Source organism: Saccharibacillus sp. O23, from assembly GCF_002205895.1.
GTDB lineage: Bacteria > Bacillota > Bacilli > Paenibacillales > Paenibacillaceae > Saccharibacillus.
The window spans coordinates 35,492-59,624 of sequence record NZ_NJDE01000004.1 but is presented as its reverse complement, the minus strand read 5'-3'; the positions used below and the strand labels follow the sequence as shown (position 1 = coordinate 59,624).

General features: G+C 58.2%; 18 protein-coding genes. 15 read left to right on the top strand and 3 right to left on the bottom strand.

Annotated features, from left to right (window positions below; genetic code table 11):
- Positions 1 to 24: 24 nt before the first annotated feature.
- The 5 genes from CDO73_RS06710 to CDO73_RS06685 all read left to right on the top strand — a co-directional run bounded on the left by CDO73_RS06710 (position 25) and on the right by CDO73_RS06685 (position 3,980).
- Positions 25 to 432 carry a YhjD family protein gene (locus CDO73_RS06710; protein ID WP_088487749.1) on the top strand — a complete coding sequence of 136 codons (408 nt, stop codon included), beginning with the start codon at positions 25 to 27 and terminating at the stop codon, positions 430 to 432.
- Between the two features lie 121 nt (positions 433 to 553).
- On the top strand, positions 554 to 1,606 hold the full coding sequence (locus tag CDO73_RS06705; protein WP_088487748.1) for a phosphotransferase: 1,053 nt from the start codon (positions 554 to 556) through the stop codon (positions 1,604 to 1,606).
- A gap of 206 nt (positions 1,607 to 1,812) precedes the next feature.
- A complete protein-coding gene (locus tag CDO73_RS06700) occupies positions 1,813 to 2,328 on the top strand; it encodes a MarR family transcriptional regulator (RefSeq protein WP_088487747.1) in 516 nt (171 codons plus the stop codon).
- A gap of 226 nt (positions 2,329 to 2,554) precedes the next feature.
- The gene (locus CDO73_RS06695; protein ID WP_088487746.1) at positions 2,555 to 3,169 is read left to right on the top strand and encodes a DUF4241 domain-containing protein; all 615 of its coding nucleotides are present in this window, start codon (positions 2,555 to 2,557) and stop codon (positions 3,167 to 3,169) included.
- Between the two features lie 208 nt (positions 3,170 to 3,377).
- Positions 3,378 to 3,980: a hypothetical protein gene (locus CDO73_RS06685; RefSeq protein ID WP_088487744.1), complete on the top strand. Its 603-nt coding sequence runs from the start codon at positions 3,378 to 3,380 to the stop codon at positions 3,978 to 3,980.
- A 91-nt stretch (positions 3,981 to 4,071) separates the two neighbouring features.
- Here CDO73_RS06685 and CDO73_RS06680 read toward each other — a convergent pair whose 3' ends face one another.
- The gene (locus CDO73_RS06680; protein WP_088487743.1) at positions 4,072 to 4,995 is read right to left on the bottom strand and encodes a DMT family transporter; all 924 of its coding nucleotides are present in this window, start codon (positions 4,993 to 4,995) and stop codon (positions 4,072 to 4,074) included.
- A 176-nt stretch (positions 4,996 to 5,171) separates the two neighbouring features.
- Here CDO73_RS06680 and CDO73_RS06675 point away from each other — a divergent pair, with 176 nt between their 5' ends.
- The 8 genes from CDO73_RS06675 to CDO73_RS06640 all read left to right on the top strand — a co-directional run bounded on the left by CDO73_RS06675 (position 5,172) and on the right by CDO73_RS06640 (position 20,592).
- Positions 5,172 to 6,062, top strand: a complete 891-nt coding sequence (locus tag CDO73_RS06675) for a LysR family transcriptional regulator (RefSeq protein WP_088487742.1) — start codon at positions 5,172 to 5,174, stop codon at positions 6,060 to 6,062.
- A gap of 47 nt (positions 6,063 to 6,109) precedes the next feature.
- Positions 6,110 to 6,457 carry an immunity 51 family protein gene (locus CDO73_RS06670; protein ID WP_088487741.1) on the top strand — a complete coding sequence of 116 codons (348 nt, stop codon included), beginning with the start codon at positions 6,110 to 6,112 and terminating at the stop codon, positions 6,455 to 6,457.
- Between the two features lie 265 nt (positions 6,458 to 6,722).
- Complete coding sequence (locus CDO73_RS06665) at positions 6,723 to 7,640, top strand: DUF6612 family protein (protein ID WP_088487740.1); 918 nt, start codon at positions 6,723 to 6,725, stop codon at positions 7,638 to 7,640.
- A gap of 265 nt (positions 7,641 to 7,905) precedes the next feature.
- Positions 7,906 to 13,329 carry a diguanylate cyclase gene (locus tag CDO73_RS06660; RefSeq protein WP_088487739.1) on the top strand — a complete coding sequence of 1,808 codons (5,424 nt, stop codon included), beginning with the start codon at positions 7,906 to 7,908 and terminating at the stop codon, positions 13,327 to 13,329.
- A gap of 76 nt (positions 13,330 to 13,405) precedes the next feature.
- Entirely contained in the window at positions 13,406 to 14,362 is a 957-nt protein-coding gene (locus tag CDO73_RS06655; protein WP_088487738.1) for a copper amine oxidase N-terminal domain-containing protein, read from the top strand.
- A gap of 174 nt (positions 14,363 to 14,536) precedes the next feature.
- Positions 14,537 to 15,829 (top strand): MFS transporter, encoded by a 1,293-nt coding sequence (locus CDO73_RS06650; RefSeq protein ID WP_088487737.1) that lies wholly within the window; start codon positions 14,537 to 14,539, stop codon positions 15,827 to 15,829.
- A gap of 423 nt (positions 15,830 to 16,252) precedes the next feature.
- Entirely contained in the window at positions 16,253 to 18,685 is a 2,433-nt protein-coding gene (gene metE, locus CDO73_RS06645; RefSeq protein WP_088487736.1) for a 5-methyltetrahydropteroyltriglutamate--homocysteine S-methyltransferase, read from the top strand.
- Entirely contained in the window at positions 18,685 to 20,592 is a 1,908-nt protein-coding gene (locus CDO73_RS06640; protein WP_088487735.1) for a bifunctional homocysteine S-methyltransferase/methylenetetrahydrofolate reductase, read from the top strand. The genes metE and CDO73_RS06640 overlap by 1 nt, the downstream gene beginning before the upstream one ends.
- A 146-nt stretch (positions 20,593 to 20,738) precedes the next feature.
- Here CDO73_RS06640 and CDO73_RS06635 read toward each other — a convergent pair whose 3' ends face one another.
- Positions 20,739 to 21,143, bottom strand: a complete 405-nt coding sequence (locus tag CDO73_RS06635; protein ID WP_088487734.1) for a CBS domain-containing protein — start codon at positions 21,141 to 21,143, stop codon at positions 20,739 to 20,741.
- A gap of 172 nt (positions 21,144 to 21,315) precedes the next feature.
- Here CDO73_RS06635 and CDO73_RS06630 point away from each other — a divergent pair, with 172 nt between their 5' ends.
- Together CDO73_RS06630 and CDO73_RS06625 are read left to right on the top strand one after the other, a co-directional pair.
- A complete protein-coding gene (locus tag CDO73_RS06630; protein WP_088487733.1) occupies positions 21,316 to 21,816 on the top strand; it encodes a hypothetical protein in 501 nt (166 codons plus the stop codon).
- The gene (locus tag CDO73_RS06625; RefSeq protein ID WP_088487732.1) at positions 21,813 to 22,349 is read left to right on the top strand and encodes a hypothetical protein; all 537 of its coding nucleotides are present in this window, start codon (positions 21,813 to 21,815) and stop codon (positions 22,347 to 22,349) included. Before CDO73_RS06630 ends, CDO73_RS06625 begins: the two co-directional genes overlap by 4 nt.
- A 135-nt stretch (positions 22,350 to 22,484) precedes the next feature.
- Here CDO73_RS06625 and CDO73_RS06620 read toward each other — a convergent pair whose 3' ends face one another.
- Positions 22,485 to 24,104, bottom strand: coding sequence for a PucR family transcriptional regulator (locus tag CDO73_RS06620; protein ID WP_088487731.1), 1,620 nt, complete (start codon positions 24,102 to 24,104; stop codon positions 22,485 to 22,487).
- Positions 24,105 to 24,133: the final 29 nt, after the last annotated feature.

The following is a 24,133-nucleotide window of genomic DNA, read 5'->3' as shown; positions in this document are numbered from 1 at the left end:
CGCGGGTCAAAGGAGCGACGATTCATGAAAACGACGGAAAGAGCGACGGAGGAAGACCTGATCTTGATTCGGGCGATGCTGGAGCTGCCTTATTTGATCAAGGTGCTCGATGCGGACATCAAACGGATCGAAGTTTCTTCGCTGCGCACGCGAGCCGCGCTGACGCGTCAGCTCGACCGGCTACGCGAGGAGACCCGGCACGAGATGCGGGAAGTGCGCTACAATTTGCGCGCCCGCGGAATCAAGATCGTGCGGCAGGAACGGCTCGAAGACCGATTGAGCGCCGATTATGTCTGCCGGGGGCATCATGACCGGATGACCCTGATGTGGAGCCGGGTAAAAGCGGACGTCGAAGAACTGACGGCGGCTTGTTTGGACGTGCGGCCTCCCCGGCGGATTCCGCTGGGCGAAGAGCAGGAATCGAACGCTTAGAGCACGTGCGGCTCGTCCCGTTCGCTCGAGCAGCCTTGTGTCGATTTTCTTCCGCAGGCGCTTCCTATCGTCCGGCGCATGCCGATATAATGAAAGCATTACGCGCGACGGGAGCGAGAAGATGACGACAGAAACGGGAAGAGCGGGCGAAGCCGCTCCGGGAGTATTGGAAGAAGCGATCCGGCGATATTGGCCGGATTATGCGGGGACGCCCGAAGCGGGGGCGAAAGGATGGAACAACACGACGCGGTTCGCCGAACATGACGGCAAGCGGTATGTGCTGCGCGTTTACGAGACGCACCGGGAAGCGGACCGGATCTTGTTCGAGCACGAGGTGCTGCTGAAGCTTGCCGAGGCCGAGCTGCCTTATCGGACGCCGGTGCCGCTGCGCGAGAGCGGCGGGGCGGGTCAGACGCTCGTCCGGCTGGAGGACGGCAGCGGCCGTTACGCGTGCTTGTTCGCGTATATCGAAGGCATGCGGCCCGCGGACGAGGATACGCGTCCCATGCGCGCGTTCGGCGCCGCCGCCGGCAGGCTGTCGCGGGCGTTGGCGGCGATCCGGCCGGAGCGCGCGCCGGCTTATCGCCCGTATTACGAACTGGGCGAGGCTTATCCGCTCTGCGGTCCCGAGCGGGTGCGCGCGTTCTGCGCCGAGCCGCCGGCCGCGCTTGCGGGCGTGCGGGCGCAGCTCGGTCTGTTGGCGGAAGCGCATGCCGAGATTCTGCGCGAATTGGACCATCTGCGCGATCTGCCGCATCAATTGGTGCACGGCGATCTGAACGCGTCGAACCTGTTGGTCGATGCCGAATCTCCGGAGCGTCTCGTCGCGCTGCTGGATTTCGAGTTCTGTACCCGCGATGCGCGGGCGATGGATCTGGCCGTCATTCTATCCGGACTTCCGGACGACGAGCAAGCCGTCGCGGCGTTTCTCGAAGGCGTCGCCGCCGAGCTGAGATTCGATGCCGAAGAACTCGAAGCGATTCCGCTACTCATGAGGCTGCGCAAAGTGGACGTATTCTTGCATTTTCTGACCCGCTATCTGGAAGGGACGGACGGACCGGACGTGTTGGAAGAACAAGCCCGTTCGCTGGCGGAGGATTTGGTCCGTATGCGCGACAGCGAGCCTTGCCGGGTTCGTTCATTGAATGCGCTGCGATCAGATGTTTTGCGCTAATTGAGAATGTAAACCGGCTCGCAAAGCCAAACGCGAGCCGGTTTTCTTATATTTGCGGCCTTTTTCTCGAAAAAAAGAAAAAAGAATTTTAAAAATTCTAGTTGATTATCATTCTCAATTAAGATATATTGAGTTCATCGGGAAACGAACAAAGTCAACCGCTTTCCTTTTTACTTTTCATATTCCGTAAGCAAGGAGCGAATATCATGGAAACCAATACATACCGTTACCAGACAGCACCCGGAGAGTTGTACGGCCAGATCGTCGACTTTTTGCATCGATACGAGAATCATAGACAAACCGAACCTTCGCGGCTGCGCGCGATGATGGAAGACGAAGAAACGGGCAGCCGGGTCGGCAATCTGACCGTGGTCAACGCGATCCGCTGCATCGGTCTGCACGAACCGATCAACGGCACGACGATCGCGGAGAAAATCGGGCTGTCGCGCGCCGGCGTGACCAAGATCGGTACGCGTCTGGTGCATGAAGGTCTGGTCAAGCGCGAACGCATGCGCCACAACCGCAAAGAAATCTACTATCGTCTGACGCCGGCCGGCCGCGAAGTATTCGAGACCCATCGTCAACTGCACGAACGGGAAGAAGAACGGTTCCGTACGTTCCTTAATGCGTACAGTCACGAGCAAATCGCTTTTGTCGGAGAATTTCTGCGTCATGCCGGCGCGGAATTCGAACGCCAACAGTTCATGGAATACGCCAGATAAGAACAGCAGGTTGGCTGGATAGCCGGCCGCCGCGCGAGCATTCTCGCGCGGCGGCTTTTTTGCGTATTCAAATCGTCGAACGAAGAGCGTAAAGTAAAGAAGAAACAAGCTTTGCGGTTCCGCGAAACGTTAGGGGTTCGCGCGCAGAGGCGCAGGCTTGAGTTCGATATTCGGTAAACGGGTATACATAATGGGATGACATTCGAAACAGAGAGGGAGATGTGCGATGTCGAAACTACTGCAAGGTCTGTTGGAACCGTCGGGCGGCGCGCTGCGTCCGCAGCCGCTCGAACCGTTGAAGATCGTATCGGGACGCGTCGCGGCGTGCGATCCGCTGACTGCGCCGCTCGAAGCGTTCGAATTGGAAGTAAAGCCGGGGACTTATCCGGTCTATGCTTGGCACAGCGAGCAGCACGGCGCGATCGCGGGAGCGGAGCTGCGATTCTCCGATAATAAGCCGGTGCGTTGGGAATTGGCCGTACGTCCCGGTCAGGACAAATCCGCGCTCAAAGAAGACGAGATCTTCGGTTATCCGGTCGATGCGGGCATCGGAAGCTTTGCCGACGAAGAAGCGCTGAGCGCTTTGCAATCTTTGGACGAACGCCTGCAAGAAGAACTGGGCGACGAATACATCAGTTTGTACGACGATCTGGTCGCCGACGTGCTCGAAGAACACGACGACGTCTGGGGCAACCTCGTTGCGGACGAAGAAGCCGGCTTGAACGTGATCCTGTTTACTTCCGGTCACGGAGACGGCGTCTACGCGTCTTACTGGGGAATCGACGAGAACGACGAAGTCGTCTCGCTGTTGACCGACTTCCGCGTATTGGAAGAAAGCTGATCGCGGCGAACCCGGTCGACCCGGAGTTCTTTTGGACGATTGGATTCGTTTTCTAAGCCCGACAGCATAGCAGATACCGGCTCGCCGCAGAACGATTCGTTCGCAGGCGGGCCGTTTTTTATCTTTTTCTTTGTCGGCTTCATGGTACAATGGTCAGCAAAGTCGGCCTTGAAAAGAAACGAGGCCATACAGTCGGAGGAGCAGACCCATGGGAAATGAATCGTTGCAGAAAACGAAGCAGGCGGAGAACGACGCGGCATTCGCGCATACTGCGGAAATGCAGGGCAAAATGGACGCGCTGCGCGCCGTGGCGATGCGTCTGGAACGCGCGGGCGTCGAGTACGCGATCGGCGGAAGCGGCATGCTGCTCGGCTTGGGATTGGCGGAAGCGGTACGCGATTGGGATCTGATGACCGACGCGCCGGAAGCCGAAGTCCGCGCGGCGCTGAGCGATCTGGAAGTGACGTCCGACAGCGGCACGAGCGAGCTGTACGGAAGCGGCAGCAAGCTTACCGTGGAAGGGCTGGAACCGGAAGTGGAAGTCATCGTCGGCTTCGCCATTCGTTCCGGGCGGGAGATCTGCCGTTTGCCTGCGCTGTCGGGCGGCGTCCGCCGCGGTCTGCGGATCGCCAGTCCGGAAGTCTGGTTCGCCGCGTACGCGCTGATGGGACGGACGGAGAAAGCGGCGCTGCTCGAAACGTATCTGCGCGAGCGCGGAGCCGACGCGGCGGCGGTCGCAAGATTGCGCGAAGAGCCGCTGCCTCCAGAATTGGCGCAGCGGCTCGATCTTCTGCCGATCGCGGAGAACTGAGTTTCGGCCGTCGCGAATCGTCTGTTGGAATCATGTTGTTCGAATCGACGGATCGGCGGCGAATCCGATCCGTTTGCTGTTTTTCCGTTTTTCAATCGCCCGCGCAGTCCTGAAGCGATCCCGTTTTCGGAGCGGGAACGGGAACTTGGCGGCGATTGACGAGCATGATGCTGCCGGCGATCATCAGCAGGCCGATCAGCAGCGTCAAAGTGGCTTTTTCGCCGAGCAGCAGAATGCTGAACGTATTCGACAGCACGGGGATCAAAAAGGTATAAGCGCCTACCGTGCTGACTTCGCCCGCGTCGATCAGCAGGAAATAGATCAGCCAGCCGCCCGCGATGACGAACAGGGAAATGAACAGCAGGATGCCGACGAAAGAAGGCGTCCACGAGATAGCGCTCCAGCTTTCCGTGCCGCTTCCGATCATCAGCAGCGCGGCGCCGCCGATCAGCAGCTGCACGGTCACCGCCCAGACGGAATCGAGACGCGCGCCTTGTTTTTTCATATAAATCGTGCCGAGTCCCCAGCAGAGAGCGGAAGCCAGCGCAAGCAGGATGCCGAGCGGCGACAAGCTGCCTTCGAGACCGCCGAGACTGATCACGGCCACGCCGGCGAATCCGAGCACGAGTCCCGCGATCTTGAACCGGTTCAACCGTTCGCCGAGCCAGATTCGGGAGAAGATGCCGAGCAGGATCGGCTGCAAGAAGACCAGCGTCGAGAACAATCCGGCGGGCAGATACCCGATGCCGATCGTTTGAAGTCCGTAATAGCCGCCGACGTTGAGCAGGCCGAGCAGCAGATAAGCGCCGGCGTTGGACTTCAAGCGCAGCGACGGCAAGCGGCGCAGCGCGATCGGCAGCAGGATCAGCCCGCCGATCAACGTGCGGAGTCCCGAGAACAGCAGCGGAGGCGTATGCGGCAGCGCCATCTTGGTAAGCGGCCAGTTGATCCCCCAGACCAACACGAGGAACAGCACCATTCCGAACGTTTTGCGCGGTGAAAATGCGTGAGTCATATTCATCATCCTTTCATTAAACAACAAGATAAAGCAAAATAAAGCGAAGCGCCGGATCGAAGCCTGAAGATGCGACGGCGATTTCGCTTTTTTGGCGTTTCGGGCTTATTAAGCGTATACTGAAAAACGACATAAATAAAATGAATGTTTTGCATGAAGGAGATAACGATAAAGTTATGACTATTACGCAGATCGCCGTATTCGTGAAGGTCGCCGAAAGTTTGAGCTTTACCCGTGCCGCGGAAGAACTGCATATGACCCAGCCTGCGGTCAGCCATGCCATCGCGGCGATCGAGTCGGAATTGGAGACCCGACTGCTGCTGCGCGACCGAAAACGCGGCGTAGCTCTAACGGACATCGGGGAGCGTTTGCTGCCTCAGTTTCGCGCGATGCTGCAACGGATGGATCAGATTCGGCAGCAGGTCGCGGCGGATAAAGGAATCGACGTCGGAAGCGTGTCGATCGGCGCTTTTCCTTCGGCTTCGGCGTATTTCTTGCCTACCGTTATCCGCGAGATGCGCGAAAACTATCCGAACCTGCATTTCGAATTGAGCGAAGGTACGGCCGACGAGATTCGCCGAGGCGTGCACGAACGCGAATACGACGTCGGTCTGGTCCTGCTTCCGGCTCCCGGACTGGACACGATTCAATTGGCCGAGAGCCGGATGGTGCTGCTGCTTCCGGACGGTCATCGGCTGCATCGCCGGGAAAAAGTCGCGATTCGGGATCTGGAACACGAAGATCTCATCTTATGCCGAGGCGGCCACGAAGTCGCGGTGCTGAACGCTTTCGAGCAGGAAGGTCTTGAACCGAATATCCGGTTTACCACCCATAACGTCAGCACGATGGTGGGCATGACCGCGCAAGGACTGGGCATCGGCATCGTATCGGAGATGGCGCTGTCCATGCACCCCCATTCGCTGCAAGTCCGGGAGACGGTGCCGTCGATCGTGCGAAGCATCGGCGCCGCCGTGCCTTCGCTCGAAGAAGCCTCGCCCGCGGTCCGGCTGTTCTTGGAGACGGCCGGCCGGCTTTTTGTGGAGCAGGAGGGTTTTATAGTAAAATAAGAAAGACGCTGTACCTATCTTTTCGCGTAGGCGGAGGAGGAAGGGGAATGACGGAAACGGAGCGAAGCATGGAACCTTTCAAATGGGTTCGACACGACGGAGGCAAAGCCTCGGTCATCTTGAACGCGGGCATGTACAAAAACGAAGTATTCGAAGAACGGGCGGACGAAGGGTTCGAAGGCGGCGGTTACGATTGGGCTTCTCTGGCCGCCGTGTTTCTCCAAGAAAAAATGCCGCATCTCGTCGGACGGGTGAAGTTCGATCCCGAAGCGGACATGTTCGCCGCTTATTCCGACGATCCGGAAGCGCTGGAATTGTTCGTTTACGCGTTCAAAGACGCTTGCGAAGACGATGCGTTGATCCGCGATTTGTTCTCCCGGGCGGAACTGGATTAGGCCGACTCGAAATTCGACCGCTCCGTTCACGAGATTCGTCAAAAACGATTAGTCTCGAAGACCTGTTTGATTATGAAAAAAGCCCCTGTTCACATTCGTTCGAAAGGCATCTGTTTACCTGCTCGGTAACTTGGTATGCGTCTCGCTTGTTTTTCGGTTTTTTTTGCGGCTTGCGGCGCAAATTCGCGAAAAAACGTTAGAAAGCAGGCGATTTGGTGTAATGACCCAAAGAGAGAGACATTTATCATAACCGGGAGGGTTAAAAATGAAAAAATGGTGGACTATGGTGTTCTCGGCCATGCTCGTCGTAAGCATGACGGCCTGCGGCAAAAATAGCGAAACGGCGGAAAAGCCTGCGGATACGACGGCTTCCACGGGAGCGGCGACCGAAACGCCTGCAGCGGAAACCCCTGCGGCCGAAACGCCGGCAGCCGAAGAGCCTGCCGCAAGCGGCGACGCTTCGTCGATGTCGGCCGAAGATCTGCTGAACAAAGCTCAAGAAGCGAGCAAAGAGCTGAAAAGCTTCAACATGAAAGCCGACGTCGAACAGAACATCAATCTGAACGGCCAAGAACAAGCTTCCACGACGAAAATGGACACGGACATGGTGCTTGATCCGCTGAGCGCGCATCAAACGATCTCCAGCGATGCGGGCGGCAAGGCGATGGACATCGAACAGTACATTACGCCGGACGCCGTATACATGGGTCTCGACGGCAAATGGACGAAACTTCCGGAAGCACAACGCGCTCAGATCATGAGCAGCATTGAAGCCTCGGCCAAACTGGAAGATTCGTTCGGTCAATTCAAATCGATGGCCAAAGAGATGAAAGTCACCGAAGAAGGCGACGATTATGTGCTGACGGCCAATCTGTCCGGCGACGACATCAAATCGATGGCCAAAGAAGTCATGGGACAGAACGATCCGCAAGGTCAAATGTCCGCGATGATCGATCAGATGAACATCGAGAAAATGAACGTCGTCTACAAAATCAACAAAAAAACGTATTACCCGACCGATTCCACGATCGATATGACGATGTCGATGAAGAACGAAGCGGGCGGCGAAGGCGCCGAAGCCGTGGACATGAAAATGGACATGGTCATGAAGAGCAGCATCTCGAAACACAACGAAATCAAAACGATCGAAGTGCCGAAAGAAGTTACCGACGGCGCGCAATAAGCTCCATGCCATGCAAGCCGGTCGCGAATCCCGCGATCGGCTTTTTCCGTGTGCGGAAAGGGATCATACAACCGCGACGAAAGGCGCATTCCCCGGCTTCTCATCGCTTTCGTAATAGGATATGCTAGAGCCAAGAGGGGCTGAATGAAGGTCGGGCTTTGTTGGGGAGCGCCGACCGGATCGTCCCGATTCTAAGCCCGGAATTTCGTATGCGCGAAAAGCAGCGGAGGGGCATGCGAAGCCGGGCGGACGAAGGTGGAATGGGATGATGTTGACGATCGATCAGTTTAGCGTTATAGAAACTTTCTCCGAGTATGGTCGAAAAGCCGTCTATCGTGCCGTCGACGGAGAGTCCGGCAAATCCGTTATTCTGAAAATTTTGCGCGCCGGCGCCGCGGACGCTCACGAGATCTCGCGGTTCAAACGCGAATATCGGCTGCTGAAGCGGTTAAGCGCGGATATTCGCGGCGTGGTCCGTCCTCTTCGATTGGAGGAGCGGGGCGGGCTGTTGATGCTCGAACTGGAAGACATCGGCGGCAGTTCGCTGGATCGGATCTGGGCGGACGAACCGCCGGATCGCCATGCTTTTATGCGTACGATGATCGGATTCGTCGAGATCTTGGAGGATGTGCACCGTCTCGGCGTCGTTCACAAAGACATCAAACCTTCCAATCTGATCTGGAACCGCAGAACCGACGAGGTTCGGCTGATCGATTTCGGATTGTCCGAAGAGCCGAAACGGAATTCCGATTCGGATTACGCGTTCGATCTGCCGGAAGGCAGTCTGGCTTATATGTCGCCGGAGCAGACGGGTCGAATCAATCGGGAATTGGATTTCCGTACGGACTATTATTCGTTCGGAGTGACGTTATACGAACTTGCGGCCGGTCAACGGCCTTATCAGGAGGAACACGCTCCGGAATATCTGTATTCGCTGATGGCGAAAAACCCCGTTCCGCCGCATGAAATCTCGCCGCGGAGCGTGTCGCCCGCTTTGTCCCGCGTGATCATGAAATTGATGAGCAAATCGCCGGAAGAGCGTTATCAGAGCGCTTCCGGCATCAAAGCGGATCTGCTGCGCTGCTTGGCAGGCGAAGAAGATTTCGAACCGGGAACGGAAGATCTTCGGGAACGATTCCGTATTCCGCAGCGTCTGTACGGCCGCGCCGCGGAGCTTCGGCAGGCGGAGGAATGGTTTCGCGGAGGCGTGGGCGAAGCGCCGCGTCTCATGCTTGTTTCGGGAGAAGCCGGAACGGGCAAAACGGCTTTCGTGCACGAACTGATGCAAGCGGCGGAGCGGGAGAACGGCCGTTTTGCCGAAGGCAAATGCGATCCTTACAATCAAAGCGTGCCTCATGCCGCGATCGTACATGCTTTTCGCGGGCTGATCGTCCGGTTGGCGGCCGAACTTCACGGCACCCTGCCTGCCGAGTCGGAGATCGCCGCGGCGCTGCGGCGCGAGCTGGCCGACGGCGGAGCGTTGATTACGCGGCTCGTTCCCGAACTGGAAGCTTGGATCGGCTCACGGCCGGAGCCCGAAGCATTGGGACCGGCCGAAGATACGAACCGTTTCTTCCTGACGTTCGCCGCTTTCGTTCGCGGCTTGACGGACGGCGGGCGTCCGATTCTGCTGTTTCTCGACGATATGCAGAGAGCGGACGCGGCCGAGATGCAGTTGATCGAACGGCTGATGCTTGATCCCGAGCTTCGCGGCTTGTGCGTCGTCTGGGCTTATCGGCCGAGCGAAACCGGAGAAGGCCATGTGCTGCCGCCCACGGTTTCGCGGATCGCGGCGAGCCGCGAGGTATCGGAGATCGAACTCGGCCCGCTGTCCAACGAAGCGTTGGAAGCTCTTGTCTCCGACGCGCTGCATGCCGATGTCGAGCGAACGCGATCTTTGACCGCGCTGGTCCGCCGCAGAACCCGGGGCAATGCGCTGTTCGCCCGGGAAATGCTGCGGGATCTGCATCGGGACGGATGGCTGGCTTACGATGCCCGTCGAGGAGGATGGGACTGGCAGACGGAGCAGATCGCGGAGCTGCCGGTTCGCGAAGACGTGCTTGAACTGCTGATGCGGCGCCTGCTGAATCTGAACGAAGCTTCGCGTCGTTTGTTGGGAGTCGGAGCCATTCTGGGCGCCGGATTCGACAGCGAGCTGCTGGAGCGGGGGAGCGGACAGGATGCGACGACCGTCGCCCGCTGCTTGAACGAAGCGTTGGAAGAAGAACTGCTCGTGCCTCAATCGGCTTTCGAAGCGGGAACCGCCGCAGTCGAAGAGGACGAGCCGCTTGCTCCGATCCGTTACCGATTCCGGCATGATCGCATTCAACAGGCGGCTTACGAGATGCATGCGCCGGAAGAGATCGGGCGGCTGCACCTGAACGCGGGCCGCGCTCTGCTGGAACGATCGGACCGGTTTCCGGCTCGCCGGGAAAAATATCTGCTGGAAGCGGCGTCGCATTTGAACGCCGGCCGGGAGTGGATCTCCGGCGAGACGGAGCGCGAGCGTCTGGTCGCGCTGAATATCGAAGCCGCTCGGGCGGCGAAGTCGGCGTACGGCTACGCGACGGCGCTGAATCTGGTCTCGGTCGCTATGGAAATGCTGGGAGATCGGCGCTGGGAGAAACATGCGGCATTAACGCGCGAAGGGTTGACCCTGTATGCGGAGTGCGCTTATCTGTGCCGCCGCGTGGCCGAAGCCGATGCGGCATGCGCGGAATTGCTCGGCCGCGCGAACGGTCCTCTGGAAGCGGCGGCACTGTACGAGATGCAGGTCGGTTTCTACTTCCATCTCGGTCTGATGCGCGAATCGCTGGACGCGGGCAGACGCGGGTTGGCGCTGTTGGATATCCGCCTGCCCGAACGCGCCGCCATGACGGGCGTGATGGCCGAGTTCGTTCGGGTCAAAGGAAAGCTCGCTTTGTCTTCGATTCAACGCGTCGAGAACGGGAAAGAGATGAGCGATCCGCGGGTGAAGCTGGCCATGCGTCTTCTGATCGGCATGTTTCCTCCGGCCTTCGTCTCGGGCGACCAGCCGTTGTTCGGCTTGCTCGTGCTCAAAAAAACCGGACTGACGCTGAAATACGGTCTGGCGCCGGAATCCTCGCTTGCTTTTACCGGTTACGCGCTGCTGCTGTCGGGAATGGGCGACGCGGAAGGCGCTTACCGATTCGCTCGGCTGGCGCTTCGCATCAACGAGCGGTTCAACGATCTGCGTTCGCGAAGCGCCGTGCAAGTGCTGGTCGCGTTATTCGCCCGGGTCTGGAAAGAACCGTGGCAGCGCCTGCCGGAAGCATTCGGGGAAGCGATCGATTCCGGAATGCGTTCGGGCAGTCTGCTGTATCTGGCTCACGCTTGTTATTACGTCAACCTATGGCATCCCGATATGGACCTGAACGCGCAGATCGAAGAAAGCGGACGCCATATCGCCATGATCGAAAACACCGGGCATCAAGAAGCGTTGGCCACCGCCAAGCTTGCCCGGCAGCAGTGGCGAAGCTTGGCGGGGCTGCTGGAAGATTCGACTTCGTTCGACGGGCCGGATTTCAGCGAAGAAGATTGTTTGGCGCAGCTGCGGCAAGCCGATTACCAGTCGGGCATCGCGATTTACTACCTCTACAAGATGAAACAGCAGTTTGCCGCCGGACAATACGAAGACGCCGCTTCGTATCTCGAACAAGCGGAAGCTTGCATCGGCGCTTTGGCCGGTTCCGCTTTTATGGAAGAATTCGCGCTGTACGCGGCATTGATCTGCCTATACGCGAAACGTCCGCCCGAAGCGGGCAAGCAGCGCCGCAGACAGAACCGGCTGCGCCGGGAGATTCGCCGTTTGCGGGGTTGGTCGGATCATAATCCGGCCAACTTCGCTTGGCATGTACGGTTGATGCGAGCCGAACTGGCCCGCCGAGCCGGCGACGTTAAAGAAGCGGGACGTTTGTACGACGAGGCCTGCGCGGAAGCGGAAGAGAATGCGCCGATCCGTTACAAAGCGTTGAGTTTCGAGTTGGCGGCCTCGTTCCGGTTTCAGAAAGGGCAGACCGATTACGGCGCTTATTTGCTGAACAAAGCGGTCTATTATTACGCGATCTGGGGAGCGGAAGGCAAGGTTCGCCAACTGGGTCTGCGTTATCCGCAGCATGCCGCGCCGCGCGACGAAGAACCTTCGGGGTCGGGCAGTCTGAGCGGTTCGACGGGCAGTATCGATCTCGGAGCGCTGATGCAGGCGTCCCAGGCCATTTCGCGGGAGATCGAACTGGACCATCTGCTGCAAGCGCTGATGGAGATCGTCATCAAGAACGCCGGCGCGCAGCGAGGCTGCATCCTGCTCCGGCAGAGCCCGATGATGGTCGAAGGCCGGTACTCGGCCGATCAGGATCGGGTCACGGTATTCGTGCGGGAAACGACCTTGTACGATCGGCTTCCGGAAAGTCTGCTGCACACGGCCGAGGAAACGAGGAAAACGTTGATCTACGACGACGCGAGCCTTGACCCGGAACTCGCCGACGATCCGTACGTGCGCGCATACCGTCCGCGTTCGCTCGTTTGCATGCCGCTGATCAACCAGAATCGGACGGTGGCCGTCATTTATTTGGAGAACAATCTGGTTTCCGGCGCGTTCACCCGAGAACGGATGAAGATCATCAACTTGCTGTCGCGGGACATGGTCTTTTCTCTCGAGAACGCGACCTTGTACGAAGAACTCGAACAATCGGAAGCCAAGTACCGGGAGTTGGTCGACAATATCCAAGACGGGATCTTCCTGATTCAAGACGGGCGTTTCGTGTACGTGAACGAAGCGTTGGCCGAGATGTTGGGTTACCGGGCGGAAGAGATTCTGGGCGCGCGTTACCATGCTTTTATCCATCCGAAAGACGCGGAACGCATCGAGAGTTATTATTGGAACCGCATCGAGAACCGCGAGGTGCCTTCCGAGTACGAAGCCGGCCTGCTGCATCGGGACGGTCTGCGCTCGATTATCGCGATCCACAAAGTCAGCGGCGTGACGTATCGCGGCAAACGCGCGGTCCAAGGCACGGTCAAAGACATCACGGCGCGCAAAAGGGCGGAGCAGGAACTTCGCCGGCACAAAGAACATCTCGAGGAGCTCGTGGCGGAACGGACCGAAGAGCTGGAACGCAATAACGAAGAACTGAATCGTTCTCTGAAGCTGATCGAACGGTTATCCGTGACGGACGAATTGACGGGTCTCTATAACCGTAGGCATTTCAATACCGTGTTTACCGAAAGCGTCGCCCGAGCGAATCGGTACGGACAGACGCTGGCTTATCTCATGCTGGATATCGATCACTACAAAAAATATAACGACACCTACGGACATTTCGAAGGCGATCGGGTGTTGGAACGTCTCGGCCGGACGCTGCACGGATTTTCGGCCGAAGGACGCAGCTTCGTTTTTCGGCTGGGCGGCGAGGAGTTCGGCATTCTGCTGCCGGGGGCGGGAGAAGAAGAGACGCGGCGTTACGCGGAACAAATCCGTCAAGGAGTCGCCGCTTTGGAGATCGAGCACAGCGGGCATCCGGAAGCGGGCATCGTGACGGTATCGATCGGAGCCGCATGGGTTCAAGGACCGGGAATCCAAGAAGAGAACTTATACAAAACGGCCGACGAAGCGTTATACGTTTCCAAACACGCGGGCCGCAATCGGGTGACTTTGGCGGAAAAGGAATAACCCGAAGAACTTTCGGCTTTCTCCGAGCGTCAATAGGAGAGAAAGAGGATGACAGCCGAAAGAAGGGAAGATCAAGATGAGCACGAAGAAAAGAAAAATAACGACGGCGATCGCGGCCGCGGCGCTGACGGCAAGCGTATGGTGCACCGGCGGAGTCTCGGCTTCGCCGGCCGTCATCCAAGCTCCGGGCAGCAGCATTCGCACGGATATGCAGACGACGGCGTATCAAGGACGGATCGGGATGCCGCTAAGCGATCTGGCGAAAGCGATCGGCGCGGAATTGAAATGGAAGCCGGCGGCGGGTACGCTGACTCTCCGCAAATGGAATCGCACGTATACGTTCAAGATCGGCAGCCGCGAATACGACGACGGCATGAACGCGGGACAGAAACCGATGCTGCTCGAACCCGTGCGCTCGATCGGCGGCCGGGCGTATATCGAAGCGACTTTTCTGCGGGTGATGGGGTATCAGGTGGATTATCGGGGCGGAACGTTGACCGTCGCGCCGCCGCTGGGCAAGCAGCTGCAGGAGACGCTGTACCGAGGCGATCTGTCTCAAGCGAGAAAGGCGGTCATGCGGATCGCGTCGAACGGACAACTGCTGCGTTACGAGCACGAGCCGCTGGAGACCAAGGCCGGAGAAACCTCCGATGAGATCTTCTTGTTCCCGCAGGGAGAAGCGCTTCGCTTCTATATGATGTACGGCGACACGGTTTCTTTGGTTCGATTCGAAGACGGCTTTCCGGTCGTGAAGGCGCAGGCCCATATTATAGAAGGAGACGGGGCATTCAAGCAGTTGTTCGGCGGCCGGGCGACAGGAGCAAACGGCAAATTCCCGCGGATCGACAAGCCTTTCTTGACGTACGCTTCGCACATTTTCGGAGAATCGACTTCGCTCAGCAGCGGCCGGGTCGAACCGGACGGTACGTATACGTCGCTCGGCAGCGAATATTGGTTCGGCGGACAAGTCGACAAAAGCCGGGGCAAGATCACGTATACGTTGGATGGGGAAAAACGGACGGATCAACGTTGACGCGTAAGTCCGTACGTCGAACGCGTCGTCGGCCAAAGCGGCTTCTTCTCCAAAACTCTTGAAGCTTCGCTTTCGGGCGAAGCTTTTTTGTACGGCAAAACGATGAAGCATTGACGGATAAGCCGTCATTCTATAGAATTCAAGCATTCGATTGACGGTAAAGGAAGGTGCAAGGTGAAAGCAGGTATATCGGAAAAACAGCAGGCGCTCATTTCCGCTTATGCGGAATCGCCCGAGAAACAGCGCAAGCTCTACAAGCGCACTCTGATCACGGTAATCGCTTCGCAAATCTTCGGCGGAGCCGGCTTGGCCGCGGGCATTACGGTCGGGGCCCTGCTGGCGCAGGAGATGTTGGGCGACGAGCAGGTGACGGGGCTTCCGACTGCCCTGTTCACGCTCGGCTCGGCGCTCGCCGCTTTTATGGTGGGGCGCGCGGCGCAGAAGTTAGGCAGGCGGGCCGGCCTCGGCATCGGATTTATCGCCGGAGGCTTGGGCGCGATCGGCGTCGTGGCGGCGGCGATCTTGAACAGCGTCGGGCTGCTGTTCGTATCGTTGTTCGTTTACGGAGCCGGTTCGGCAACCAATCTGCAAGCCCGTTACGCGGGAACGGACTTGGCCGGACCGGGTCAGCGCGCGACGGCGGTCAGCATGGCGATGGTCTTTACGACCGTCGGCGCGGTAGCCGGTCCCAATCTGGTCGAGATCACCGGAGACTTTGCGCGGTCTATCGGGATACCGGCGTTGGCCGGGCCGTTCCTGCTGGCCGCTGCCGCGTATCTGGTGGCAGGAAGCTTCTTATTGATCTTTCTGCGGCCCGATCCTTTATTGGTGGCCCGAGAGATCGCGGCACGCCTCGAACGGAGCGGCGCAGCAGGTTCGGCTTCGACGGCCGCCGACGAATCGGCGGGACGCAAAGGCGTCATGCTCGGCGCTCTGGTGATGGTGCTGACCCAGATCGTGATGATCGCGATCATGACGATGACGCCCGTACATATGAAGCATCACGGACACGGCTTGGGCGAAGTGGGACTTGTTATCGGCTTCCATGTCGGAGCCATGTATCTGCCGTCGCTGTTCACGGGAATTCTGGTGGATCGGATCGGGCGGATCGCGATGGCCGTAGCGGCGGGCGTAACGCTGCTGGCTGCCGGCGTGCTGGCCGCGTCGGCCCCCGCCGATTCGATGGTTCTGCTGATCGCGGCGCTGTGCCTGCTCGGCTTAGGATGGAACTTCGGTCTCATCAGCGGAACTGCGTTGATCGTGGATTCGACCACGGCGGCGAACCGCGCGCGCGTTCAAGGTTCGGTCGACGTGCTGATCGCGCTCGCCGGCGCTTCCGGCGGAGCGTTGTCCGGCATGGTCGTCGCGCATTCCAGTTACGCCGCTTTGTCTTACGCGGGAAGCGCGCTGTCGCTGCTGCTGATTCCGCTGTTGTTCGCGTTGAATCCTCGCAAATCCGCTCGTTAAGCGAGGCGGGAAGGCGTTCGCGATTCCTGATCAAGCTTTTCCGCAAAAGACGCATGTCGCCGATCCGGCGCGCATCGCGTCTTTTTTTGGCTATAGATCGGCTCTATCGCCTTATTCGGGTTTGCTATAGTAAGCCATAGCCTGAGGATATAGAGGGGAAAGGCAGAACTCGCGGTCTCGGATCGCTTTGGCGACGGGAAACCTTATGCCGCAAGGGCTGCGAGAAAACGGCCGTTTTCGGAGTGGCGGTTTGGCTATCGGAAAATCCGAGTACTGGACATGGAATTTGCCTATAACGGCTTCACGGAGGCTTTTCGAATACGTTGACACCCTCTCGCCTGCTGCCCTATGATCATACTCAAAGTTCAAGACGAGCCGCCGAGAGGCAGGCGACGCGAACATCCGACAGGGAGGACGATGAATATGACGCAAGCGAAAAGTTCGAATCTGGGGTATCCGAGAATCGGTGAAAAACGGGAATGGAAAAAACTGCTGGAGGCCCATTGGTCGGGCAAGATCGACGCCGCCGAGCTGGAGAGCGAAACGAAAAAACTTCGTCTAAGCTATCTGAAGAAGCAGCAGGATCTGCAAACGGAATTGATTCCGGTCGGCGATTTCTCGCTGTACGATCATGTTCTCGATACGGCGTTCACTTTCGGTCTCGTGCCGCAGCGCTTCACCGGCGGCGCCAACACCGTTTCGCATGACGAGAACTGCAGCTGCTCGCACGGTTCGCAAGACGAAGAACCGGCAGCGGCGCAGGATGCGGGCACGAAGTTCTTCGCTCCGAACGATCAAGGCGTATACGGACTGGACGCTTACTTCGCGGTAGCGCGCGGCACCAAAGCTTTCGCGGCTTCGCCGATGACCAAATGGTTCGATACGAATTACCATTATATCGTGCCGGAACTGCAAGGTCTGACGCCGAAGCTAACGCACAACCGTCCGCTGGCCTTCTATCTGGAAGCCAAAGAAGAGCTGGGCATCGACGGCAAACCGGTCATCGTCGGTCCGCTGACGCTGCTGAAACTGGCCCGCGGCATCGAAGCCGGACGTTTCGACGGCCTGCTGGACGAACTGATTCCGCTGTACGCGCAGGTGCTTAAAGAACTGAGCGAAGCCGGCGCGAAGTGGGTACAGATCGACGAGCCGATTCTGGTTCTGGAAACGAGCGACGAAGACGTGGCCCGTCTGCGCAAGATCTACGAAGCGTTCGCCGCAGCCGCGCCGGAACTGAACATCCTGTTGCAAACGTACTTCGAATCCGTGTCCCGCTACGAAGAGATCGTGCAGCTTCCGGTTCAAGCGATCGGTCTGGACTTCGTGCATGACCGCGGCCGCAACTTGGCGGTGCTGGAACAACAGGGCTTCCCGCAAGACAAGATTCTCGCCGCAGGCGTGATCGACGGCCGCAATATCTGGCGCTCCGATCTGAAGGTCAAGCTCGACCTGCTGCGCCGCATCGAGAAAGCCGCAAACGCCAAAGAACTGTTCGTTCAGCCGTCTTCGAGCCTGCTGCACGTGCCGGTCACGACGCGCAGCGAAGAAAAGCTGGACGCCAAGATCAAGAACGGTCTGAGTTTCGCCGACGAGAAATTGACGGAGATCGCCGTGCTGGTCAAAGCGTTGAACGAAGGCTTCGATGCCGCTGCCGCCGATATCCAAGCCAGCGTGGACGCGGTCGCCGCTCTGAACGCGTCGCCGGAACGCAACGACGAATCGGTGCGCGACGCCCTGAGCAAGCTGGACGCGGACCGTCCGGAACGTTTGTCTCCTTATGCGGCTCGCCGCGAAGTGCAAGCCAAACATTGGCCGCTGCCGCTGCTGCCGACGACGACGATCGGAAGCCTGCCGCAGACGACGGAAGTGCGCCAAGCGCGCAGCAAGTGGAAAAAAGGCGAGTGGAGCGAGCAGCAGTACGTCGATTTCCTGCACGCCGAAACGGAACGTTGGATTCGGATTCAAGAAGAAATCGGCATCGACGTATTGGTACACGGCGAATTCGAGCGTAACGACATGGTCGAATATTTCGGCGAACAGCTCGCCGGATTCACGACTTCCGCGTTCGCTTGGGTCCAATCGTACGGTTCCCGCTGCGTGAAGCCGCCGATCCTGTTCGGAGACGTGAAACTGCTCAGCCCGATGACGGTAACCGAGAGCGCTTATGCGCAATCGCTCACCGACAAGCCGGTCAAAGGCATGCTGACAGGTCCGATCACGATCTACAACTGGTCGTTCGTTCGCGACGATCTGCCGCGTTCCGTCGTGCAGAATCAGATCGCTCTGGCGCTGCGCGCCGAAGTGAGCGCGCTGGAAGAAGCGGGCATCGGCATGATCCAGGTCGACGAGCCGGCGCTGCGCGAAGGCCTGCCGCTGAAACGTCAGGACTGGCAGGATTACCTCGACGACGCGGTCTACGCGTTCCGCGCTTCCACGACGAGCGTGCAGGACGAGACGCAGATCCATACGCATATGTGCTATGCCGAATTCGGCGATATCATCCAAGCGATCTCCGATCTGGACGCCGACGTCATCTCGATCGAAGCGGCGCGCAGCCACGGCGACTTGGTCGCCGCGTTCGAAGACGGCACGTACGACAAAGGCATCGGCCTCGGCGTATTCGATATCCACAGCCCGCGTCTGCCGGAACAAGAAGAGATCGAATCGATCGCCAAGCGCGCTCTGGAAGTGCTCGATCCGGCCCAATTCTGGATCAATCCGGACTGCGGTCTCAAGACGCGCCGCGAAGAAGAAGTCGTTCCTTCCCTGAAGACGATGGTCGCTTCGGCCAAAGCGCTGCGCGAGCAGTTTGCCAAAACGGCCGCGGGAGGCGCCGTAGCCGGCGGACAAAACTAATGGGACTGCTCGACGAACTGCGCACAAGAGTGGTCGTCGCCGACGGCGCGATGGGGACGCTGCTGTATCTGAACGGCATCGACCGCTGTTTCGAAGAGCTGAACTTGACCCGTCCGGAACAGGTACGCCAGATTCATCAGGCGTACCTCGGAGCGGGAGCCGAAGTGATTCAGACCAATACGTATGCCGCTAACGATCACAAGCTGAAACGTTATAATCTCGAATACGAACTGGAAGCGATCAACCGGGCGGGAGCCCGGTTGGCCCGCTCCGCCGCTCAAGGTACGGGAGCTTACGTGCTCGGAACCGTAGGCGGAATCCGCAGTACCAAGCCGGGGGAAGTCTCGCTCGGCGAGATCCGGCGCAGCAACGAACGCCAGATCGACGCGCTGCTGTCCGAAGGGGTAGACGGCCTGCTGCTCGAGACGTTCTACGATCCCGAAGAGCTTCGCACCACGTTGGCGCTGGCCCGCAAGAAGACCGAACTGCCGATCGTCGCCCAAGTGTCGACGCAGGACTCCGGTTATTTGCAGGACGGAAGCACGCTGACGGAGATGTTCGCCATTCTCGAAGATCTCGGCGCGGACGTCGTAGGCTTGAACTGCCGGCTCGGCCCGTTTCATATGACCCGTTATCTCAAACAAGTTCCGCTGCCGAAACACGCGTACCTGTCCGCTTATCCGAACGCCGGTCTGCCGGAATACAACGAAGGCCGCCTGCGTTACCGCTCGGGCGCCGATTATTTCGGACGCAGCGCGCTGGATCTGCGCGACGAAGGCGTACGCTTGATCGGCGGATGCTGCGGCACGACGCCGGAACACGTCGCCGCGATGGTGGAAGCCGTCAAAGGTTCCGCTCCGATCACCGATAAAGTTCTGGAAGCGCTTCCGGGCAGTTTGTCGCGAACGGAAGGAAGAATCGAAGTCCGCGAGACCGCGGAAGAATTGGCCGGAGCAGGCGTTGTGCCGCCGACGGGCAAATTGTTCCACGAACTGACGGCGGCCAAAGACCATTCCGTCATCGTAGAATTGGACCCTCCGCGCACGCTGCGTACCGAAGGCTTTTTCAAAGGCGTGCAGGCGCTCAAAGAAGCGGGCATCGACGCGCTGACGATGGCGGACAACTCGCTGGCCAGCCCGCGGATCGCCAACGAATCGCTGGCCGCGGTCGTGAAAGAGAAGTACGGCGTGAAGCCGCTCGTTCATGTCGCCTGCCGCGACCGCAACATGATCGGCCTGCAATCGCATCTGATGGGCTTGGCCGCTTCGGGCATCAATCAGATGATCGCCATCACCGGCGATCCGTCCAAAGTCGGCGACGTGCCGGGCGCGACGTCCGTCTACGATTACAATTCGTTCGACCTGATCAAGCTGTGCAAGCAGTTCAACGAAGGCCGCCTGCCGTCGGGCCGTTCGCTCGGCGTACGGGCCAACTTCTCGGTCGGAGCCGCGTTCGATCCGAACGTGCGCCATCTCGACAAAGGCGTGCAGCGGCTGGAGAAGAAGATCGCGGCCGGAGCCGATTATTTCATGACTCAGCCGGTCTACGACGAGAAGCGGATCGAAGAGCTGTACCATGCCACCAAGCATATCAAGCAGCAGATCTTTATCGGCATCATGCCGCTCATCAGCGCGCAGAACGCTTCTTTCCTGCACAACGAAGTGCCGGGCATCCGGTTGACCGACGGCGTGCTGGAACGGATGCAGCGCTACGAGCACGACAAAGAAGCCGCGATGCAAGAAGGCATGAATATCGCCAAATCGCTGATCGACGTAGTGCTGGAATATTTCGGCGGCGTCTATATCATGACCCCGTTCCTGCGTTACGAGCAGTCGGCCGAACTGACGCGCTACGTGCACGAAGCGGCGGCCAAACGCGGGAATCAACGGGCGCGGTTGGTGCAGTGACCGTTTTTCGAGCCCGTTTCTGAACAGATCGTTTCGCGTAAAAAGAAAAAGCGTCCCGCCGTTTGCCAACGCAAACGTGCCGGGACGCTTTTTTTGAAAAGAGGCGGCGTTCGTCGTCCAAGACTCGCGCCGCCACTTTCGATCGATCAATCCATGATGCCGTCGTTATAATAATTGATGATATCCCGCCGCCGGATGATGCCGAGGAAGATGCCGTCATGATCGGTGACCGGCACGAAGTTCTGGTCCGCGGCCAGCGTCAGCATGTCTTCCATATCCGCGTCGATCACGACGGACTCGTTATGGCGATAACGTTTGATGCTGCTGAGCGGGACTTCGGCCATCGTGCTGAGGTCGAAATTGAACGTATTTTTAAGCTTCCAGAGCAGATCGCCTTCCGACAGCGTACCGACGTAACGGCCTTCTTCGTCGATGATCGGCACCGCGGAATAGTGGTTTTTCTCAAGCAGATCCATCGCTTCCATCATCGTGGCGGAAGAGGGGATATGTTTAACCTGATCTTTGGGCAGCAGAAAACGCGAGACTTCCATAGTATGTATCCACTCCTAACCGTCGAATTTCCCAAACCCTTATCTCTATTAAAACATAGTTGAGGCTTTTTTTGAACGCTTGGCGGGTTATACGACAAAAGCGTAACTATTTAAGAGCAATAGTCGTTTAAAAAAGAGAGGTTATGTTCATTTTCAGGAGGGTGGCGATTCTTTGTCCGATCTATCCGTATTAAGCCTTCGCAAACAGCAGCGGAAAGGTTATCCGTGCACGTTCGAGTATGCGGGATTCGTAATCGACGGGAATTTGTTGTACGACCGCATTTTGGAGATAGATCCCGAGGCCGATCACGCCGCTTGTCTGGGTATGGGGCCGGAAGATTTTCAACGCCGCGAGATCGAACGGCTGCTGCTGAATAGCGAAGCCGATTTCCCCAATGATCGACGTTCGCTTTATATTTGTCCGGGATGCGGCGATTTGGAATGCGGGGCGATATCGCTGCGGATCGATCGCAAAGACGGAATGTTCGTGTGGCATGACTTCGCGTTCGAGAGTATCGATTATCCGCCTTCGAAACCGAAGCCTTTGCCTCATATCGGACCTTTTTATTTCGAAGCCGAGGCTTATGAGCAGACAATCCGTTCCGCTTACGGACTCGGAGGTTTCCATTGGCCGACTCTCCAACCGGATGACGACGAAGAGGGGGAATCATGAAAAAGAAAATCATAGCACTGATTGCGCTGCTCGTGTTAGTCGTCGCCGCTGCCGCTTGGTGGTTCTGGCCCAAGCCCGTACATCTGGACGCGCAAGGATGGTCGTACCGTTTGGGCGGGCAAGACGCGCAGCAAGGGCAGGCGGCCAAAGTCGTGCTCGACGGCGAAGTCTGGCGGGATTGGACAGGAAAGCGGACTTTCTCCGGTACGATCGAGGTCGAAGGACACGAAGCGCCTGCGCCTGAAGGGCAGCGGAAGATCCAAGTCCGGCTGGACGAAGGCCCTGCCGATCGGGTGGTCGTGTACGGCTGGATCGATCAAGACGGCCCGCATACCGAAGCTTACGGCGCATTGTACGCGAACCGCGGCATGGACAAGATCGCGCTTCGGCTGTTCGAATCGGAAGGTATGGGGAAAGGCTGGAGCAGCGCGTCCGGCTTGATCGTGAGCGCTCCGGCTTCCGATCGCGAAGAAGCGCTGAATGTAGCGAACGAGCTGATGGAAAAAGATATGCAGGGCGAAATCTTGAAGTAAATTCAGAACACGTCTCGTCACGAAACAAGCAATTGTCGCAACATCACCCGATTCGCCGACGCAAAAGGACCGCCAGAGCCACTTCGTGACTCGGGCGATCCTTTTTTGCGTTGTCCGCCTGAAAAAGACGTTCTTTTACCCTTCCGGCAGCAGCGCCTTGATTCGGAACGCCATGCGCAGCCGCAGCGTTTCTTCCGGATCTTTGAGGCTGCGGCCGATAATCTCTTCACATTTTTCCAACCGATAAATGACCGTATTGCGATGAATGTACAGCCGTTTGGCCGTTTCTGCGAGCTGACAATGCGTCTCCAAATACACGGACAGCGTCTGAAGCAGCATATGATGGTCCTTCAGCGTCTCGTCGGTGAACCCCTGCATCGTGTCGGCATAGAACTTGCGAAGATGATCGTAAGGAATCATGCGCAGGATCTCCGGCACTTCTTTGGGCTGATACAGTTCGATAAAACGCGTTTTCCCCGCCATTCCGCCGAAATAAAGCGCCTCGTTCGCTTCTTTGTAGGACACCGGCAGATGAACCAGCGGCTGCGCGTAACTGCTTAATCCGAAAGACAGCTCCGAACCGTAATGAACGGCGATCTTGTGCTGCAGCCGCTCGAGCAGAGCGAGAAAAGCCGGCTCCGCCGTTTTCCAATCTTCGGTCAGCGGCATCAGCAGGACGTAGGTCCGATCGTGCGTGAACAGATGAACGGGATTCGGATATTGGGCCGATTCCGCTTCGAGATGTTCGGCGATGCGATCCTGCTCGGCTTTGTACTGCATAAACGAAGTGGTCTTGTCGCTGCCGTCGATCTTGCCGACCGTGCAGATATACCGCTGATCGCCCGACAAACCGAATTCCCGTCCGCGGCTGGCGATCTCTTCGCTGCCCGAGAACGTGCCTCCGATAAAGTTGGCGAAAAATTCGTTCTGAATACGGCGGCGGTTCTGCTTGAGGGCGTTCTCTTTCATCAATTCGAACGCGATAACGTTGGTAGCCTGCTCGACCGTGAGGATATGCGAACGTTCGGAAGGAGGAATGAGGCCTTCGATGCAGAGATAATGAAGCTGACGATGCGTGTAGACGGGAAACAGCGTCAGCGTCTCGCGTTCTCCGCCGAGCAGCGAGAAGGCCGAGAAGACGGAAGGGACCGCATGAAAACGGCTTCCGCCGGACAACAGCGTTTCGAGCCGGGCCGCCGTGGAAGAACGGGAAAAGCGGCCGGCGATCGGCTGAAGATAAGGACCGAGCAGCAGAACGGGCAGCCGCAGCAGCGAAGAGAGCTGATCCAGCAGTTTGGGAATTCCCTGCCCGCTCATGATCTGCTGCGTAAATTGGCGGTGGGTCTGCATGGCGTTATGCAGCTCGGTTGTCCGTGCGTCGAGGATATGATTCAGCGCTTTGTTGACGATATCGCCCAACGAAGGATCGACGGGCAGTTCGAGAAGAGGCAGGTTCAATTCGTCCGCAAGACGAACCGCCGAATCGGGCATGCTGCCGAGAAACCTTTTGCTTTTGATGCCGAGCGCGGCGCAGTTCTGGCGGCTCATCTCGCGGATCAGTTCGAGCAGGGCGGGCAGATCGTCTTTGAAATGAAAAGCGGTCGTGACGAGCAGTTCGTTTTTGCGCAAATAAGGAATGATATCGGGGGCATCCATCATATTGACGGTGTGGACTTCCCGATTCAAACCCAATTCTCCCGCGGCGATGGCAGTTCCGTCAAACACGGGCAGCTTCAGCAGATCCCCCAATTTCATCGTTCTCGTTCCCCTTTGGTTAACATGTC